The organism is Salinisphaera sp. G21_0 (assembly GCF_017744115.1).
Classification (GTDB): Bacteria; Pseudomonadota; Gammaproteobacteria; order Pseudomonadales; family Endozoicomonadaceae; genus Endozoicomonas.
The window spans coordinates 1-16,306 of record NZ_JAGHQW010000020.1 but is presented as its reverse complement, the minus strand read 5'-3'; the positions used below and the strand labels follow the sequence as shown (position 1 = coordinate 16,306).

Annotated in this window: 14 protein-coding genes and 1 pseudogene; 10 read left to right on the top strand and 5 right to left on the bottom strand. The window is 50.9% G+C overall.

Annotated features, from left to right (window positions below; all coding sequences use genetic code 11):
• Positions 1–129 precede the first annotated feature (129 nt).
• From ribBA to ribA, 6 genes are all read left to right on the top strand, one after another.
• The gene (gene ribBA, locus J7439_RS10920; protein WP_286198300.1) at positions 130–1,248 is read left to right on the top strand and encodes a bifunctional 3,4-dihydroxy-2-butanone-4-phosphate synthase/GTP cyclohydrolase II; all 1,119 of its coding nucleotides are present in this window, start codon (positions 130–132) and stop codon (positions 1,246–1,248) included.
• A 352-nt stretch (positions 1,249–1,600) separates the two neighbouring features.
• Complete coding sequence (gene nusB / locus J7439_RS10915) at positions 1,601–2,086, top strand: transcription antitermination factor NusB (protein ID WP_209201847.1); 486 nt, start codon at positions 1,601–1,603, stop codon at positions 2,084–2,086.
• Positions 2,087–2,177: 91 nt separating this feature from the next.
• Positions 2,178–3,152, top strand: coding sequence for a thiamine-phosphate kinase (thiL, locus tag J7439_RS10910; RefSeq protein WP_209276902.1), 975 nt, complete (start codon positions 2,178–2,180; stop codon positions 3,150–3,152).
• 22 nt (positions 3,153–3,174) lie between these two features.
• Positions 3,175–3,687, top strand: a complete 513-nt coding sequence (locus tag J7439_RS10905) for a phosphatidylglycerophosphatase A family protein (protein ID WP_209201845.1) — start codon at positions 3,175–3,177, stop codon at positions 3,685–3,687.
• Positions 3,688–3,762: 75 nt separating this feature from the next.
• Positions 3,763–4,395 carry a retropepsin-like aspartic protease family protein gene (locus J7439_RS10900; protein ID WP_209201844.1) on the top strand — a complete coding sequence of 211 codons (633 nt, stop codon included), beginning with the start codon at positions 3,763–3,765 and terminating at the stop codon, positions 4,393–4,395.
• Between the two features lie 114 nt (positions 4,396–4,509).
• Positions 4,510–5,103: a GTP cyclohydrolase II gene (ribA, locus tag J7439_RS10895; protein ID WP_209201843.1), complete on the top strand. Its 594-nt coding sequence runs from the start codon at positions 4,510–4,512 to the stop codon at positions 5,101–5,103.
• A gap of 94 nt (positions 5,104–5,197) precedes the next feature.
• Here ribA and dxs read toward each other — a convergent pair whose 3' ends face one another.
• The 3 genes from dxs to J7439_RS10880 all read right to left on the bottom strand — a co-directional run bounded on the left by dxs (position 5,198) and on the right by J7439_RS10880 (position 8,455).
• Positions 5,198–7,123 (bottom strand): 1-deoxy-D-xylulose-5-phosphate synthase, encoded by a 1,926-nt coding sequence (gene dxs / locus J7439_RS10890; RefSeq protein ID WP_353623047.1) that lies wholly within the window; start codon positions 7,121–7,123, stop codon positions 5,198–5,200.
• A 145-nt stretch (positions 7,124–7,268) separates the two neighbouring features.
• Positions 7,269–8,180 (bottom strand): polyprenyl synthetase family protein, encoded by a 912-nt coding sequence (locus J7439_RS10885; RefSeq protein ID WP_209201841.1) that lies wholly within the window; start codon positions 8,178–8,180, stop codon positions 7,269–7,271.
• 2 nt (positions 8,181–8,182) lie between these two features.
• Positions 8,183–8,455 (bottom strand): exodeoxyribonuclease VII small subunit, encoded by a 273-nt coding sequence (locus J7439_RS10880; RefSeq protein WP_209201840.1) that lies wholly within the window; start codon positions 8,453–8,455, stop codon positions 8,183–8,185.
• Positions 8,456–8,588: 133 nt separating this feature from the next.
• On the opposite strand from J7439_RS10880, the gene J7439_RS10875 reads away from it, so the two are divergent.
• The 3 genes from J7439_RS10875 to J7439_RS10865 all read left to right on the top strand — a co-directional run bounded on the left by J7439_RS10875 (position 8,589) and on the right by J7439_RS10865 (position 14,684).
• On the top strand, positions 8,589–9,200 hold the full coding sequence (locus tag J7439_RS10875; RefSeq protein ID WP_209201839.1) for a cyclic di-GMP-binding domain-containing protein, MshE-related: 612 nt from the start codon (positions 8,589–8,591) through the stop codon (positions 9,198–9,200).
• Between the two features lie 272 nt (positions 9,201–9,472).
• Entirely contained in the window at positions 9,473–10,864 is a 1,392-nt protein-coding gene (locus J7439_RS10870; protein WP_209201838.1) for a hypothetical protein, read from the top strand.
• A 256-nt stretch (positions 10,865–11,120) separates the two neighbouring features.
• The gene (locus tag J7439_RS10865) at positions 11,121–14,684 is read left to right on the top strand and encodes a hypothetical protein (RefSeq protein WP_209201837.1); all 3,564 of its coding nucleotides are present in this window, start codon (positions 11,121–11,123) and stop codon (positions 14,682–14,684) included.
• A gap of 265 nt (positions 14,685–14,949) precedes the next feature.
• Here J7439_RS10865 and J7439_RS10860 read toward each other — a convergent pair.
• Positions 14,950–15,165: pseudogene (locus J7439_RS10860) on the bottom strand (ISNCY family transposase); the annotation flags it as partial.
• 29 nt (positions 15,166–15,194) lie between these two features.
• Between J7439_RS10860 and J7439_RS26485 the strand changes: the two are divergent.
• Complete coding sequence (locus tag J7439_RS26485; RefSeq protein ID WP_286198299.1) at positions 15,195–15,329, top strand: hypothetical protein; 135 nt, start codon at positions 15,195–15,197, stop codon at positions 15,327–15,329.
• A gap of 47 nt (positions 15,330–15,376) precedes the next feature.
• On the opposite strand, the gene J7439_RS10855 is transcribed toward J7439_RS26485, so the two are convergent.
• Complete coding sequence (locus J7439_RS10855) at positions 15,377–15,784, bottom strand: hypothetical protein (RefSeq protein WP_209201835.1); 408 nt, start codon at positions 15,782–15,784, stop codon at positions 15,377–15,379.
• Positions 15,785–16,306: the final 522 nt, after the last annotated feature.

Sequence of the window (16,306 nt, the reverse complement as noted above, 5' to 3'; positions counted from 1 at the left end):
AACAAAGCACAGATTCCCCATAAACCGCTTTTAACCCCTGACGAAAAGAGTAAAATAGCCGCCACACATTTTTTCGCTTATAGCTGATAAGAAATCGTACCGGAAACCACCGGGTATCAGAGGGACATTATGCAGCTGAACTCCATCGAAGAACTTCTAGAGGACATTCGCGTCGGTAAGCCGGTCATACTGATGGATGATGAAGACCGTGAGAACGAAGGTGACCTGATCATCGCTGCGGAGAAAATCACCCCGGAAATTGTTAACTTTATGACCCGTGAGGCCAGGGGGCTGCTGTGCCTGACACTGACCGGCGATCGTTGTGATTTCCTTGGCCTTCCGCCAATGGTGGGGGCTTCGGACAACCAGTCTGGCTATGGCACACCATTCACCGTATCCATTGAAGCGGCAGAAGGGGTGACCACGGGTATTTCCGCTCAGGACCGGGCCAGAACCATTTTAACGGCAGTTGACCCACTTTCACGCCCGGCCGACATTGTCCAGCCAGGTCATATTTTTCCACTTCGTGCCAGACCCGGCGGGGTATTGAGCCGCGCTGGCCACACAGAAGCCGGTTGTGACCTTGCCCGTCTGGCAGGGCTGACACCGGCAGCCGCCATTATTGAGATCATGAATGAAGATGGCTCAATGGCCCGTCGCCCTGACCTGGAAGCGTTTGCAGAAAAGCATGACCTGAAAATCGGTACTATTGCCGACCTGATCCACTACCGGATTATCCATGAAAAAACCGTAGAAAAGGTTGAGCAACGGGTCATTAATACCGACTTTGGCCAGTTTGATCTTTCGGTTTACCAGGACAGCATCAGCGACTGCAAACACCTGGCGCTCAGCAAAGGTTATATTACGCCGGATTCACCAACCGTGGTTCGTGTTCATGCCATGGAACCGTTCCGCGACCTTCTGGCAGCCCACAATGATACTACCCGCACCAGCTGGTCTCTGCATAAAGCCATGGCCAGGGTCGCCGAAGAAGGCAGCGGGGTTGTTGTACTGCTGGATTCCGGCAGCCACCAGGACCTGGGAATGGCCCTGGAGCGCTTTATTGATGCCAATGAGCGTTCGTCATCCGATGGAATGTCCAGAGCGTACCAGGCCATTGGCACCGGCTCACAGATTTTGCGGGACCTGGGCGTTGGCAAGATGCGCCTGTTAAGCTCGCCCATCCGCTTTGCGGCTCTTTCCGGGTTTGACCTGGAAGTTGTGGAGTATCTGCCATTTGGTGAGTAACTCATCCGGTGGAAATAGCCCCTCAATAGCGTAAAAAAAATCACAATGAACGTTACCCGATCATGTAAACTGATCGGATATCGTTCATCTGTATTTAAAACAAAAGTTGCCTTTGCTATTACTATTTGGTTGGTTCACCTTCTGGTGGAACACCGCATTTTGATTGCGTTGCTAACGAATGTGTTTAAAAGCCGTCTCAGGTTAATCTGGAAGATGAAGTGCTTCCCCTTGATGCTCTGACGGTAACAAACCCGGTGGCCGACAAAATCTGGCAGCAAGGGTGGAAAGGCCCACGCCTTTCAAATGATATCCCTTTTATAGAATCTGGAGGCTTGAGGTGAGCACCTCGCCAATGAATAACCCACAAGGCAACCCCGTTCAAAAGAAGAGCGCAGACCGGCTTAACCCGTCGGCTCGCAGAAGAGCACGACAGCTGGCCCTTCAGGCACTGTATCAGTGGCAAATTGCCAAATCACCACTGAACCAGATTGAAGCGCAATTCCGCACTGACAATGATTTCAGCAAAGTGGATGCCGGCTATTTCAGTGCCATCATTCATGGTGTTCCCAATCAGGCCAACCAACTTGATGAAGCGATGACCGCCGTACTGGACCGTCCATTGAGCCAGCTTGACCCGGTGGAGCTGTCCGCCCTGCGCATTGGCTGCTTTGAACTGATCAACCGGAAGGATGTTCCTTACCGGGTAGTGATCAATGAAGCCATTGAACTGGTCAAGCGCTTTGGTGCCCAGGACTCCCATCGCTATATTAATGGCATCCTCGACAAGCTGGCACCACGCCTGCGTTCTGAGGAAGTGCAAGCCTACCGGAAAAAATAGGCTGATTAATTATAAGCTGCTTACGCCATGACGGATGTCAGGCACAGAAGACGACTTGACCATTTAACGGGGATTTATGGCCACTGGTGTAATGGGTGAATTCGAGCTGATCAAACGCTATTTTGCTCGCCCTGAGATTGCACAGATTCAAGGGCAATATACCAGCAGCATTCTTGGCATTGGAGATGACTGTGCGCTCTTTGACATACCCCCGGATATGCAGCTTGCCCAGTCACTGGACACCCTGGTGGAAGGGGTTCACTTCCCCGGTGAATGTGATCCTTTCGCCCTTGGTTACCGTGCCCTGGCCGTCAACCTCAGTGATCTTGCGGCCATGGGGGCAGAACCGCACAGTTTTACCCTCGGCCTGACCCTGCCCAGGGTTTCCGAACTCTGGCTGAAAGAGTTCTCTGAAGGTCTTGCCCAGCTTGCCCAGCGATTTAAAATCCCGCTGATTGGCGGAGATACCACGAAAGGACCGCTGACCCTCACGCTACAGGTCCAGGGGCTGATCCCCAAAGGACAGGCCCTGTTACGCAGCGGTGCCCGGCCCGGTGATCTTATCTGTATTACCGGCACCCTGGGTGATGCCGCCGGGGCGCTGCCTTCTGTACTGAGCGGCGAGACACCGGAAACCTGTGGTGATGAAAGCCTGAAATACCTGTTACATCGCTATTGGTACCCCTCACCCCGTCTATTCGCCGGACAATGGCTGCGCCAGGCAGGCGCTACCTCGGCCCTGGATATTTCCGATGGGCTGCTGGGTGATCTTGGCCATATCCTCAAAGCCAGCAACGTAGGCGCAGAAATCGAGCCTGAACTGGTCCCCAGGTCTGCGGCCCTTGGCCGGTGCCATGACCAGGATACCGCACTCACACTGGCCCTGACCGGTGGTGACGATTACGAACTCTGCTTCACGATTCCCCGCCACCTGGCTCAGACGCTGCCAGCGAAACTCTCAGATGGCTGTCGCATTACCTGTATTGGCCAGATTAATGATGAGTCTGGAATAATCAGAGACCCACAGGGCAACCTGCTCAGCAAAAAAGCCTACACTCATTTTTGATTTCTGAAAGAATATAAAGCCCATGACGCTCTCTACCAGACAAGGCATAGCACCAAGAGAAACCTGCTGGAAAAATCCTGTTCACTTTCTCGCCTTTGGCTGCGGCAGTGGGCTGACTCCTAAAGCGCCCGGGACCTTCGGCACCGTTGCCGCTGTGTTTTTTTACCTGCTTCTGCAGGGATTAAGTCTCTGGACATACCTCGGGGTTATAGTTGTCGCTTCAGTGTTGGGTTTCTGGCTCTGCGGGCGGACCGCAAAAGATCTGGGGGTGCATGACCATCCAGCGATCGTCTGGGATGAATTCTGCGGCTTCTGGATAACCATGATTGCTGCCCCGGCAGGATGGCCCTGGATTCTTCTGGGCTTTGTCCTGTTCAGGCTGTTTGATATCTGGAAGCCATGGCCGATCAGCTGGCTGGATAAAAAAGTTCACGGCGGTATTGGCATTATGGTTGATGACCTGGTGGCAGGCGTCTTTGCATTTTTGTGCCTGCAGGCCATTCATTATGTCTATCTGAAGAAAGTTCTCACATAGGGATTGTTAATCTGGCTTAAGCCTCTGATATCATCAAAAACAGTAAGTATAAGAAATAAGAAATAAGAATACATAATGAGACTGTCAACCTTTCTTCTGGCCCTGGCCATAAGCACCCACAGCCATGCCAGCAATATCAACGTTGTTGGTCTGTTTTCCAATAAAGCACTGGTTATCATCGACGGTCAGCGGCATTTACTGGCTACAGATGGAAAATCGGTGGCAGGCATAAAACTGCTGAAAGCGACCAGTACCAGCGCCACCCTGGAAGTCAATGGCAAGGCAATGACCTACCGGATCAGCCGGGATATGAACGGTGGCATTCAACAGCCTGAGAAAGCAATGATCAAAATATCCCGAAATAACCGGGGACAATACATCACCCGTGGACGGATTAATGACCGTGCCATTGATGTTCTGGTGGACACTGGTGCTAATGTTCTGGCCATCAACTCACTGGACGCCAAACGTCTGGGCATCGATTATCAGGCAGGAACCCCAATTAAAGTAGCAACCGCCAGCGATCTTGTTGATGGTTATCAGGTAAATTTATCGAGCGTGCTTCTGGGCAACATTCGGGTAAATCACGTAGAAGCAACCGTTATCGAAGGCTCCCACCCTGACATCGTATTATTAGGCATGAGCTTTCTGAAACACGTCAAACTGTCAGAGCATCGCGGAGTCATGCAGATTGAGGCAAATTACTAACCCATTGTTCCGGGTCAGCCGGTAGTTCTCTCTATTTTTCTGCCTTATTACCATACTCGCCTGACGCCTCACAGACTGATACAATCCGGTCACGAACTACATAAGGAGCAGTGAGTGTCTGTTAGTTTTGTTGCAGAGTCTCGCTTACCCACGCCCTATGGCGAATTCATCATGTATGGGTTCGAAGACATTGGTACGGGCAAGGAGCATTTGGCATTAACCATGGGGGATGTCAGTCAGGGGGGACCGGTACTTACCAGGGTTCACTCAGAATGTCTGACTGGTGATGCTCTGTTCAGCATGCGCTGCGACTGCGGCCCACAACTTCAGGCGGCCCTGGAGCGCATTGCTGAAGAAGGCCGGGGAGTATTGCTTTATCTCCGCCAGGAAGGCCGTGGCATTGGTCTGCTGAACAAGGTTCGCGCCTATCACCTTCAGGACAGTGGCATGGATACGGTTCAGGCAAATGAAGAACTGGGTTTTGAACCGGATATGCGCAAGTATGACATGTGCAAAACCATGCTTGATCATCTTGGCGTTTCCAGCCTGAAACTGATGACCAACAATCCACGCAAAGTTGAATCCCTTACCAACCTTGGCATTCAGGTTGCCGAAAGGATCCCGCACCAGACCGGTCAAAACCCTCACAACGAGCGTTATCTGGCCACCAAAGTGTGGAAGCTGGGGCACATGTACAACATGGCCTGAACAAATCCAATAACATCAAAAAGGGAGCCAGCTGGCTCCCTTTTTTATCATCTCGACGTTGTCGTGTGAAGGACCGGTGCTCAGGGCAAACTCCCTAAGCCGGAGTAGCCGTTTTGCCAAGATGAAAGGACTTCCGCTCTATCCGCTCCATCCTGTCACGAACCGAACGAATAATACCCTCCTGATCCAGCCCGCACTGAGCCAACTGTTCCTTATGGCTCGCCGCTTCAATGTAGGTATCAGGAATACCAAGGTTCAGCACCGGCACAGTCATTTCCTGCTTCTGCAGATATTCCATAACGCCTGAGCCTGCACCACCGGCAATACACCCTTCTTCCAGGGTCACCAACAACTCATGGTTAGCAGCAAGCTCTTTGACCAGCACTTCATCCAGAGGTTTCACAAACCGCATATTGGCAACCGTTGCATCCAGCGACTCAGCAGCTGCCAGGGCACTCCCCAGCAAGGTGCCAAACACCAGCAGCGCTACCCGGCTTCCTTTACGACGAATTTCACCTTTACCAACAGGCAAAGGTTCAAGATCAGGACAAATCTCCGCACCAGGCCCTGTTCCCCGGGGATAACGAACGGATGCCGGCCCATTATAAAGAAAACCAGTAGACAGCAGCTGTCGGGTTTCATTTTCATCGCCCGGCGTCATCACCAGCATATCGGGGATACAACGCAGATAGGCAATGTCGTAGCAGCCACCATGGGTTGGGCCATCTTCCCCAACCATGCCGGCACGGTCAATGGCAAACAGCACATCCAGCTTCTGCACAGCGACATCATGAATCAGCTGATCATAAGCACGCTGCAGGAATGTCGAGTAGATAGCAACAACCGGCTTGAGGCCCTCACAGGCCATGCCGGCCGCCAGTGTGACACAGTGCTGCTCGGCAATCGCCGCATCAAAATAACGCTCCGGAAAGTGATCCGCAAAACGAATCAGGTCAGAACCTTCTTTCATTGCCGGCGTAATACCCATCAACCGTTCATCCGCAGCGGCCATATCATACAACCACTGTCCAAAAACATTGGCGTATTTGGGTTGCCTGGGGGCAACCGTCTTCGGATTCTCTGTTGCCTGTGGCTCCAGCTTGGTAATGGCATGGTAACCAATCGGATCCTGCTCGGCCGGATTAAACCCTTTCCCCTTCTGAGTCACCACATGCAAAAACTGAGGGCCTTCCAGGTCTCTCATATTCCTCAGGGTATGAACCAGCATCGGCAGGTCATGACCATCAATAGGACCGATATAGTTGAAACCCATCTCTTCAAACAACGTTCCGGGAACCACCATTCCCTTGACGTGTTCTTCGGTTCGTCTTGCCAGCTCCCAGGCACGGGGGATAACATTCAGAACCTTTTTACTGCCTTCACGAATATGGTGGTAAGTCCGGCTGGCAAGTATTTTGGCCAGATAGTTGGCGAGCCCGCCAACACTTCTGGAAATGGACATATCGTTATCATTAAGAATCACCAGCATATTGGCCTTTACATCCGCTGCGTGATTCATGGCTTCATAGGCCATACCCGCCGTCATGGAGCCATCGCCAATCACCGCAACAGCGCGTCTCTTTTCACCCTTAGCCCTGGCGGCAATGGCCATGCCCAGCGCCGCACTGATCGACGTACTGGAATGCCCGACACCAAACGTATCGAACTCACTTTCGTCTCTTTTCGGGAAAGCGGCGAGGCCATCCTTTTGCCTCAGGGATGACATTCTATCCCTGCGCCCCGTCAGAATTTTATGCGGATAAGCCTGGTGACCCACATCCCAGACCAAACGGTCTTCCGGAGTATTAAGCATATAGTGAAGCGCAATGGTCAGCTCCACTACACCAAGCCCAGCACCAAAATGCCCCCCTGTCTGCCCAACGGAATACAATAAAAACTCCCGCAGCTCCCGGGCCAGTTGTGGCAGACGGGATTCTTCAAGTGCGCGAAGTTGTTCCGGATTATTTACCTGGTCCAGCAAAGGAGTATCAGGCAGTGTCTTGGGTATCTCGTGAAACATGTGCTCGTAATAACGTCTGGGATGATCCGCTGGCTGGCATTGTACACCCAACCTGACTGGAATAGCATCGCACAATCTTGTTGTGCCGCCTAGCCCGTAGAATTGACAAATCAGATAGGTTGGATTCCTGAAGCCACCAACAACATTAATAGCTTCTTCGAATGATGTAGTCGGCAATCTGGCGAAGAAAATCAGCACAATGGTCGAATCCGGAAAGGGCGCTGATGGCAGTATGGTGAAGCTCTTTGGCATAAGCTTTCGCTGCCTCCAGCCCCATCAGGGAAACATAAGTAGGTTTGTCCAGAGCCATATCCGCTCCCTGAAGCTTGCCCAGCGTCTCCGTATCAGCAATCACGTCCAGAATATCGTCCCGAACCTGGAAGGCAAGGCCGATGGCTCTTGCATAATGATCCAGTAACTGCAACTCCTCGCCCTGCAACGGCCTGGCGCACAATGCTCCCATACGGACACTGGCCCGAATCAGAGCACCGGTTTTATGGGTATGCATCAACTCAAGCTGCTGCTGGTTCAGCACCGTCCCGGCGGCACACTGGTCCATCGCCTGACCACCCGCCATGCCAGCCAGTCCCGACGCCTGGCTGAGGATCGTCACCAGCTGCAATCGAACACTGTCGGTCAGGGTTGAATCAGGACATAAACGGGCATTGCCCAACACCTCAAAGGCCTGACTCTGCAGCGCGTCTCCCACCAGAATCGCAGTTGCCTCATCGTATGCCTTGTGACAGGTTGGCTTGCCCCTGCGCAGGTCATCATCATCCATTGCCGGCAAATCATCATGAACCAGTGAGTAGGCATGGATTAATTCAACAGCGCAGGCAGCAGGGTTGGCCTGCTTAACATCCCCACCAAAAGCATGGCAGGCAGCATAAACCAGCGTTGGCCGCACTCTTTTGCCACCATTAAAGACACTGTATCGCATCGCTTCCAGCAGCAGGGGGCTGACCTTACTGTCATCAGGCAGGACTTCAGAGAGCGTTTGATCCACCTGTAAACGACACTGCTCGATAAACTTTGAAAGCGGCACAGGGCTTGCCATCTTCACAGTCCTCTATCTGCTGAAGGCTCTGCACCGTCAGCAGCAAATGGCTCTGTGGTCAGTTCACCATTTTGCGCAAGCAACTGTTGAACTTTCTGCTCAGCATCGGTCAATGCTTTCTGGCAGCCACGGGTCAGTTTAATGCCCTGCTCAAAGGCTTTCAGGGATTCTTCCAGGCTCAAATCGCCGGACTCCATTTTCTGGACCAATGTCTCCAGCTCGGCCAAAGACTGCTCAAAGGCAAAGCTCTCAGTATCCACCGTATTTTTTGACATGAATGAGCCTGTTGAAGAAAACATTCATGGCTCGTTATCAACGAGCCATGACGAGAATAGTTGACGAAAACGATTTTCGCACTGGTTTAACCAACCGCTTTCGACCATCCGCAATGATCAAACCATTATCCCGTTGGCCGATATTGAAAGCAATGCCCCGGCAAGATCATGGACCTTAATGATGGAAGAACAAAAACGGCAGGCAGTTTATCACAACTCAAGGCTGGGCCAGATCCTGATAAAAAAAGGATATATCTCACCAGAGCAGCTTGATGCCGCCATTCACCGGTCAGCAAGCCATGACCAGCTGCTTGGAGAGTACCTGATTGAACAGCGCATACTGTCACGATGGCAACTACGCAGGGCACTTTCCAGCCAGAGCCAGCTTCGTTTATCCGCCTCCCTGTCAATGGCTCTGCTCACTCCGGCTTACCCACTGCTTGCGAAAGAACATGCCGAGCCGATTGATAGCACGCTGGAAACACTGCTCAAGCCCCTCCTGATAGCAGGCTCCGCTGACACACTTGAATTCAACCCTGATTTGTCAACGATTGAATTCAGTCACAATGGCCTGATTCGGCTGCGGATCCCAAGCTCACTTGGTGAGCTGAACTTTGACGGCCTGCGATTGATAACCGATGGCAGCAAAAACCACCTGGCATTGTCCCTTGCTGATCTTGAGCTTACTGATGCCAGGTTATTTATCCGAACCATCCACAACCAGCTTGATCCAGCCCTGCCTTGAAACGTTTCAGGGCCTGCGCAACATTTACAGCAGCTACAGCAGCCCTGATATATAAACGACCAGTAATGTTTATCAGGGCTCCCCTGACGAATTCCTGAGTCCGGATAGCCATATTTTAAGTATATTGTTGGTGCTGGCCATGGCCTGAATTACTGTAAGTACACCCGGCCAGCAAAATGATTTTTTACTCGAATCAGGCAGGTCATTGCCGCACGCGGAACTTTTTTCAGACCCCGGGCTCATAGAAAAAAAGGTGTACAAGGACCTATATTATGTTTCCAGCCACTGCTGTGTCACCCCGAGTAATGTCGTTTATTCTTGATCCCCAAACCCCTGACTCATTAATTCCATTCGCGCTTTTTGGTATCAGAACCGTAAAAAAAGTACATCGCCAACCTGATAACTGTTATTTGAACAAACTTCCTGATGAACTACTGGAACTCATTGCCAGTAATCTGTCTTTTTTTGATTTTGTTCATTTCAGTGCGACCCATACACGTCATGTGTCATGCCTTCGATCAGATTATGTCATTAAAAAAATGTTGGTCAGCGATAAAAGCATGGCATTGTTGCTTTTTGAAAGAGCGGACAAAAAAGCGGAATGTTACCTGAGGGGGCTGCTATGGAATGACCTTCAGCTCACACCGGATGAAGTGGTTAATGCTTTCCCGGACAGTCCGGAAAGCAGACTGGGGATAGCGCGCTTCAAAGCGAATTGTTGCATCAGGGGCATACCGTTGAATAACCAGAAGGTCTCAACGGAAGCTGTGGTAGAGGCGTTCCCGGATAGCCCGGAAGGCAAAGAGAGGTTATCGTTCTTCAAAGCGCAATGTTGCCTGAGGAAAATGCCGTTGCATGGCCAGAATGTCTCAACGGAAGCTGTGGTCGAAGCTTTCCCGGATACTCCGAAAGGCAGACTTGAGATGGCGATCTTCAAAGCACAATGTTGCCTGAGGGAACTGCTGCTGCATGGCCAGCAGGTTTCACCGGAAGCTGTGGTCGAGGCTTTCCCGGATAGTCCGGAAGGCAAACTTGAGATGGCCATCTTCAAAGCACAATGTTACCTGATGGGACTGCCGCTGCATGGCATGCAGGTCACACCGAAAGCTGTGCTTGAGACTTTCCCGGATACTCCGAAAGGCAAACTGGAGATGGCGTTCTTTAAGCGGGAATGTTGCTTTAGACGCCTGCCATTGGGCAATCCGATCTTACCCAAAGTAGTGGTTCAGGCTTTCCGGCATAGTCCGGGAGGCAAACTGGAGATAGCGCGCTTCTTAGGACAGTGTTGCCTGAGGCGCCTGCCGTGGAAAGGCCAACTGATCACACAGGAAGATGTGCTTAGAGCTTTTCCGGATAGCCCGGGAGGCAAACTTGAGATGGCGCACTTCAAAGCGGCATGTTGCCTGAGGATCCCGCGGGTGTTAGGCCACAGGATCACGCGGGATGAGGTGGTTAAGGATTATCAGGCAGCTAAAGCAACACTGCCGCTGGTGCGTTTCAAAGCGGAATGCTGCCTGAACGGCCTGCCACTGAATCACCAGGCGGTCTCAGCAGATGAGGTTGGCAGGGACTATGAGCGTGGCGGCTGGTTGGCAGAAAGAGACGATTTTTATACTCGACTGAAGTGGAAGAAAAGTCAGTTGAACGACGATCATCTTGCATAATTTTATTAAGCGACAGTTTTTAACTTCTGCTGCGTCTCCTCCAAAATCAGGACTCTTAAGTCTTGATCCTGAAATTTTGAACCTGATAATCATTTGAAGGTCAAACTGCGGTATTTATATTCCAAGTGCGCAGGGTTTTATTCTGAAAGCAATCACATCCGCCTCCCCCTACCCAAAGCCTGCTGGCCAGGTTGGCCAAAAACCTGCTTCAAGCGGGAGTTCTCCGCACTCTGGAAGTACATTTAGCGGTAAAAGAGTGTTAAACCGTCCGTCGTTTAAAGGCACAGCTCGCTCACTGAATGATGGCAAATTTGTTGAGGATGCCTTTTGGGAAAAAAAACCATTACATGGACGTAAAGTCACATCAGCTGATGTACTGAGAGCCTATGGGATGGATAAATCGTCTCTGCGTAGTGGCTTCTTCCTGCAAAAGCTCTGCTTACAAAACATTCTTCATGGCAATAGAAAAGTGACACCGGATCAGGTCATTCAAGAATTCAACCGGGAGCCGTATCAAAATAAAAAATACCAGCTGGCAATCCTACGCTTTAAGGAAGAATGTTGCCTGAAGAGTATGCCGCTGCATGGCCAGAAGGTCACACCGGAGGAAGTAGTTAAAGGCTTTCAGGCCACCAGGGCAACACTGGAGCTGGCGCGTTTCAAAGCAGAATGTTGCCTTAGGGGCCTGCTTTTGAATGGTGGGCAGGTCACACCGGACGAAGTAGTTAAGCATTTTGCGACGAGCCCGAAAGACAAACTGGGGATAGCGCGCTTTAAGGAACAATGCTGCCTGAGAGGCCTGCGGTTAAAAGGCCAGCTGGTCACACCGGGTGCGGTGGTTAATGATTTCCCGAACAGTCCGGAAGGACAACTGGGGATTGCGCGCTTCAAGGCAGAATGTTGTCTCAGGGGCCTGACGTTGAATGGCCGACTGATCAAACCGGACGAAGTAATTAAGGCTTACCCGGATAATCAAGAGGGCACACTGGGAATAGCCCGCTTTAAGGAACAATGTTGCCTTCGGGGCCTCTCGTTGAATGACCAGCAGGTTGCACCGGATGCGGTGGTTAAGGGGTATCAGGTCGCCAGAGCAACACTGGAGCCAGTGCGTTTCAAAGCGGAATGTTGCCTGAGAGGTTTGCTGTTGAACGGCCAGCTGGTCACACCGGATGTGGTGGTCAGGGGTTTTCAGGCCGCCAAAGCAACCATCGAGTTGGCGCGCTTTAAGGAACAATGTTGCCTGAAAGGCTTGACGTTGAATGGCAAGCGGGTCACACCGGAGGCGGTGCTAAAGGATTTTCCGGACAGTCCGGAAGCCAGAATGGCGATAGCGCGCTTCAAAGCGGAATGTTGCCTGAAAGGCTTGACGCTGAATGGCCAGCGGGTCACACCGGAGGCGGTGCTAAAGGATTTCCCGGACAGTCCGGAAGGCAGACTGGGGATAGTGCGATTCAAAGCAGAATATTGCCTGAGGGGCCTGCCATTAAACTGCCAGCAGATCATACCGGATAAGGTGGTGGAGGATTATCAGGCAGCCAAAGCAGCACTGGAGCTGGGGCACTTTAAAGCGCAATGTTGTCTGAGGGGGCTGCCATTGAATGGCCAGCTGGTGACATCGGACGCAGTGGTTAAGGATTTCCCGGAAAGCCCTGAGGGCAAAGTGGCGGTAGCACGCTTCAAAGCGGAATGTTGCCTGAAGGGCCTGCCGTTGAATGCCCAGCAAATAATACCGGATATGGTGGTCAGGGATTTCCCGGATAATTCAGAAGGCAGACTGGGGAAAGCACACTTCAAAGCAGAATGCTGCCTGAAAGGCCTGCTGTTAAATGGCCTGCAAGTCACACCGGATGAGGTAGTTAAGGAGTTCCCGGATAGCCAGCAAGGCAAACTGGGCATAGCACGTTTTAAGGAGCAATGTTGCCTGAAAGGCCTGCCATTGAATGGTCAACAGGTCACACCGGAGGCGGTGGTCAAGGATTTCCCGGAGAGCCCGAAAGGAAAACTGGGGATAGCACGCTTCAAGGCGGAATGTTTCCTGAGGGGCCTGGCGCTGAATGGTCAGCAGGTCAAACCGGATGCAGTCATTAAGGGTTATGAACGGGGTGGCTGGCTGCTCGAAAAAGCGATTTTTTACTCCAAGCTGGCATTGAATGCAACAGAATTGAATGGCAACTATCTGGATAACAAGGACGTATTAGCAGCATTTAATGAAGCATCCGGGGATCACTCTTCAAGGAAAGCCAGGTATCTGATGCAAAGACTGAAACAGTCTCAGTGTTATGATGAAACCAACGACGCGCAGGACTTACTGCAAGAAGCCTGGCAAATCTTAAACCATGTGCCGACCAAAGACGATGAGCAACACCGGTTGCAATGTATGTTGCAATGTATGGCTATTCATCATGGGCTGCCAATAAATCATCAGAGAGTATCAGCAGAACAGGTATTGCAATCCATCAAAAGACTGAGGCGCTCATTTCAGAACTCACGACTGCATTTCTTCTTCCTGGCACAATGCCATATTGCCCGCCAATCTATTAATGGACGACAAATCCACAGGTATCAGGTTCTGGAGAGTCTTCAGAGTTTTCCTGAAGGAAGCAAGCTGCGCCACGCCCTGGGCTGCTGGTTTGAACGTTACAGCTGCGAAGCCAACATAATGGATGAGTTACTGTTTCAACGGGAAAGCGCCGTTCCCGGTGATGGCATCAGGCATTCAGCCAATCGTGCAAATACTGCCAGGCATGACCATAAAGAACAACTCCCCCACGTCCCCCCCGGTGTAGAGAATTCTGGCCGAAGAACAACATCGGTAGCGGTATCCGCCGCCAGTTCGGGCAGTGAACGCCGGGATAAAACAGACAATACGTTCACCTCTCAGACAGCTATCGCCTATGTAGTGCAAACGGTGAAGCAATGGTCAAGCAGGCCAGGTTTGGTCAGTTCGGTTACGCGGTTAAATGCATTAACATTGAAAGCACTGGAGGTTATTCAGGAAATCAATGGTCTTTATAGCAATCCCCAAATTCTGATTACCGGCTCATACGCCCGTTTTTTACAGAACCTCTGCTCATCATTCAATGATATTGACATTATCTGCACGGGCAAAGAGTCGGCCAGAAGACTCGTTAAAAAGATGCAGACTCTTAACAGCGACATGGACTCAGAAATCCCCAAAAGCGTCACCATCGGACCTATCCCGGGATGCCGGGCGATTAAACTGCCAAGCGCCTACAATATTCAGCTTAAAGAGGGTGATTTGGGGGTGAAAACAATGGGGCTTCAGGTCAATATTGATGCCAGGGCAGCCCGTAGAAATACCGCAGAATTGGCCATTCACGTTCCCGGCGTTGAAAGGCCGGTAATGTGTTTGTCGTTTGCTGAAGAAATCCGGTTACTGAACGATACCCTGGAATACCTCACTGAAAACCTTGATTCTTTGACCGGGCAGTTGCAAAAAGAAGCGGTATTTCATATACCACGAACTATTCTTTTTAATTCACCTCAAAACGCCGATGAACGTATTTACGGTTTGCTTATGCGCGCCCTGCTTACCTTGCATAAAGCCGACCAGTTTATCGCTTTGCACGTTGACGGCAACCCCGTAAAACCTGACTGTCAGACCGAACAATTTCGCGAACAACAACGCCTCCATGCTCTTACTGAGAATCTTAAAATCAAATTGACCAACCATATTTGCCGAAATGACTTTGAACTCAGAGTGAACAACTGGCTATCCACCACTGCGCATGTTAATGATTTCGAGATCAAGAGAAAGGAATTTATCAAAGCACTACTTGCGATGCTGCATCCTGAATAAGGAACGTCATCTCTTTGTCGGCTCACGGTTTTGTCCGCACTGCGTGATTATCGTCAACAACTAGCGAGTGCCTGTCAGAAAACCCATCTAATCTAGCTGTCAGTTTTGACACGCTGCTGATATCGGATAGATTTTGTACAACAATCTCAGCGTATCGCCTACATTTTTAACATTTGTTTGTAAAGCAGTCGAATTTCTAATCCGATATCCGTGCAAAAGCCTCATGACCTGCATGATCGTAAAAAGTAGCACCTTTATCCTTTGCTGAGAGCTTGCCTTTTTTGGGCAGAATGGGTCGCTCCAAAATAGCTTCGAGCTGTTCAAGATTTCCCGGACTCCAGAATCCTTTGTCATAACTGACTTGATTCAGTGCAGGAAAGCGTTTCTTCGCCCCTTTTGCTATGGAAACAGTAACCTGGTCGTCTGTTTGCTTTTCCATGACAAGATGATGGAGGGTAAAACCGAACTGATCCTGTAATATTTGAGATCCTCCAGCTTTGGCTCAGCCGCATGCAGCGCGGTCAGTTCAAGCAGGGTGTCTTCAGCTTTATGGATAATCCTGAGACTGTATTTTATGTACTCAAGATGAGCCAGCTCAATATCATGCTGCCGCTGGCTCTTCCTGGTCTCACAGTCGATCGTTGAATGCTTCAGGTTACGTGCCGTGTGATAGCGTTTCCTGTGTTGTTTTTTTAAGTACTCAGTTGCTGCCATCCGGTAAGGCGATACTGCTGGGCGAGAACAGCCGCAAACTCCACCGTTTTACGGCATGCGTCGCTCAGTAAACTGATGTCTGTGGGGAAGTGGATGTCGGTTTTGCCGACGAACGAATCGGCACGGCAACATAGCGGTTCATCTTTTTTTACCAGTTCATGGCCTGCGACAACGACCAGAAGGTTCACATGGTCCAATATCTCCGGCGTGAACAGGCTGATATTATCCTGAAGTGTCTGAATATGATAAGAGTGTGTGCAGTAAGGCCCGTGACCAGGCATCTTTCGTAAAGTGCCATGCTCGTTAGCGAGTTCCTGAAGCCGGTCATAATCACAGTTCGTCACCAGTCTGAGCGTACCAAAGACCAGTATGCTCCATAAGCTCATTCCCGGGCGGCCATTGCTCCGGGATGCAGGAATCTTGGGTCTCAGGCATTGATTTTCAAGGGCTCAGGGTGTCAGAATTTTCAGGGTGGTGATAGTGATTTTTCTTAGCAGTGAAAGCTGCTGGATCTCTTATGTTTTCAGAAATTATGAATACGTCAGTTTTCAGGCTGTGGCAGTTGACGTGTATTGGAGTAGCTGCAGCGGTGCGCTATCCAGTAACACACCCCACAGCCAGGCTGCCTGACAAAACAGGTCAGGCTTCTCTGATACCGGTTGCCTGGAACTTTACCGGGCTGACAAGGTCGTACTCTATCGTTGTCATTCCCAAACGATTCTCCAATTGGAAACAGGGAGGACCTCCAAACAAACCATGCAGTCACCTTCCTCCTCAGCAGCCGCAGATACTGTATCCCGGTTAACATCCACTGAAGCTGGAAGAGACGAGCCGTCAACCAGCCGCAAACGCAAAAGAAAGCGGAGCATGGCAGGTCGCCAGATTGAACAGACAACAACGGGCACTGG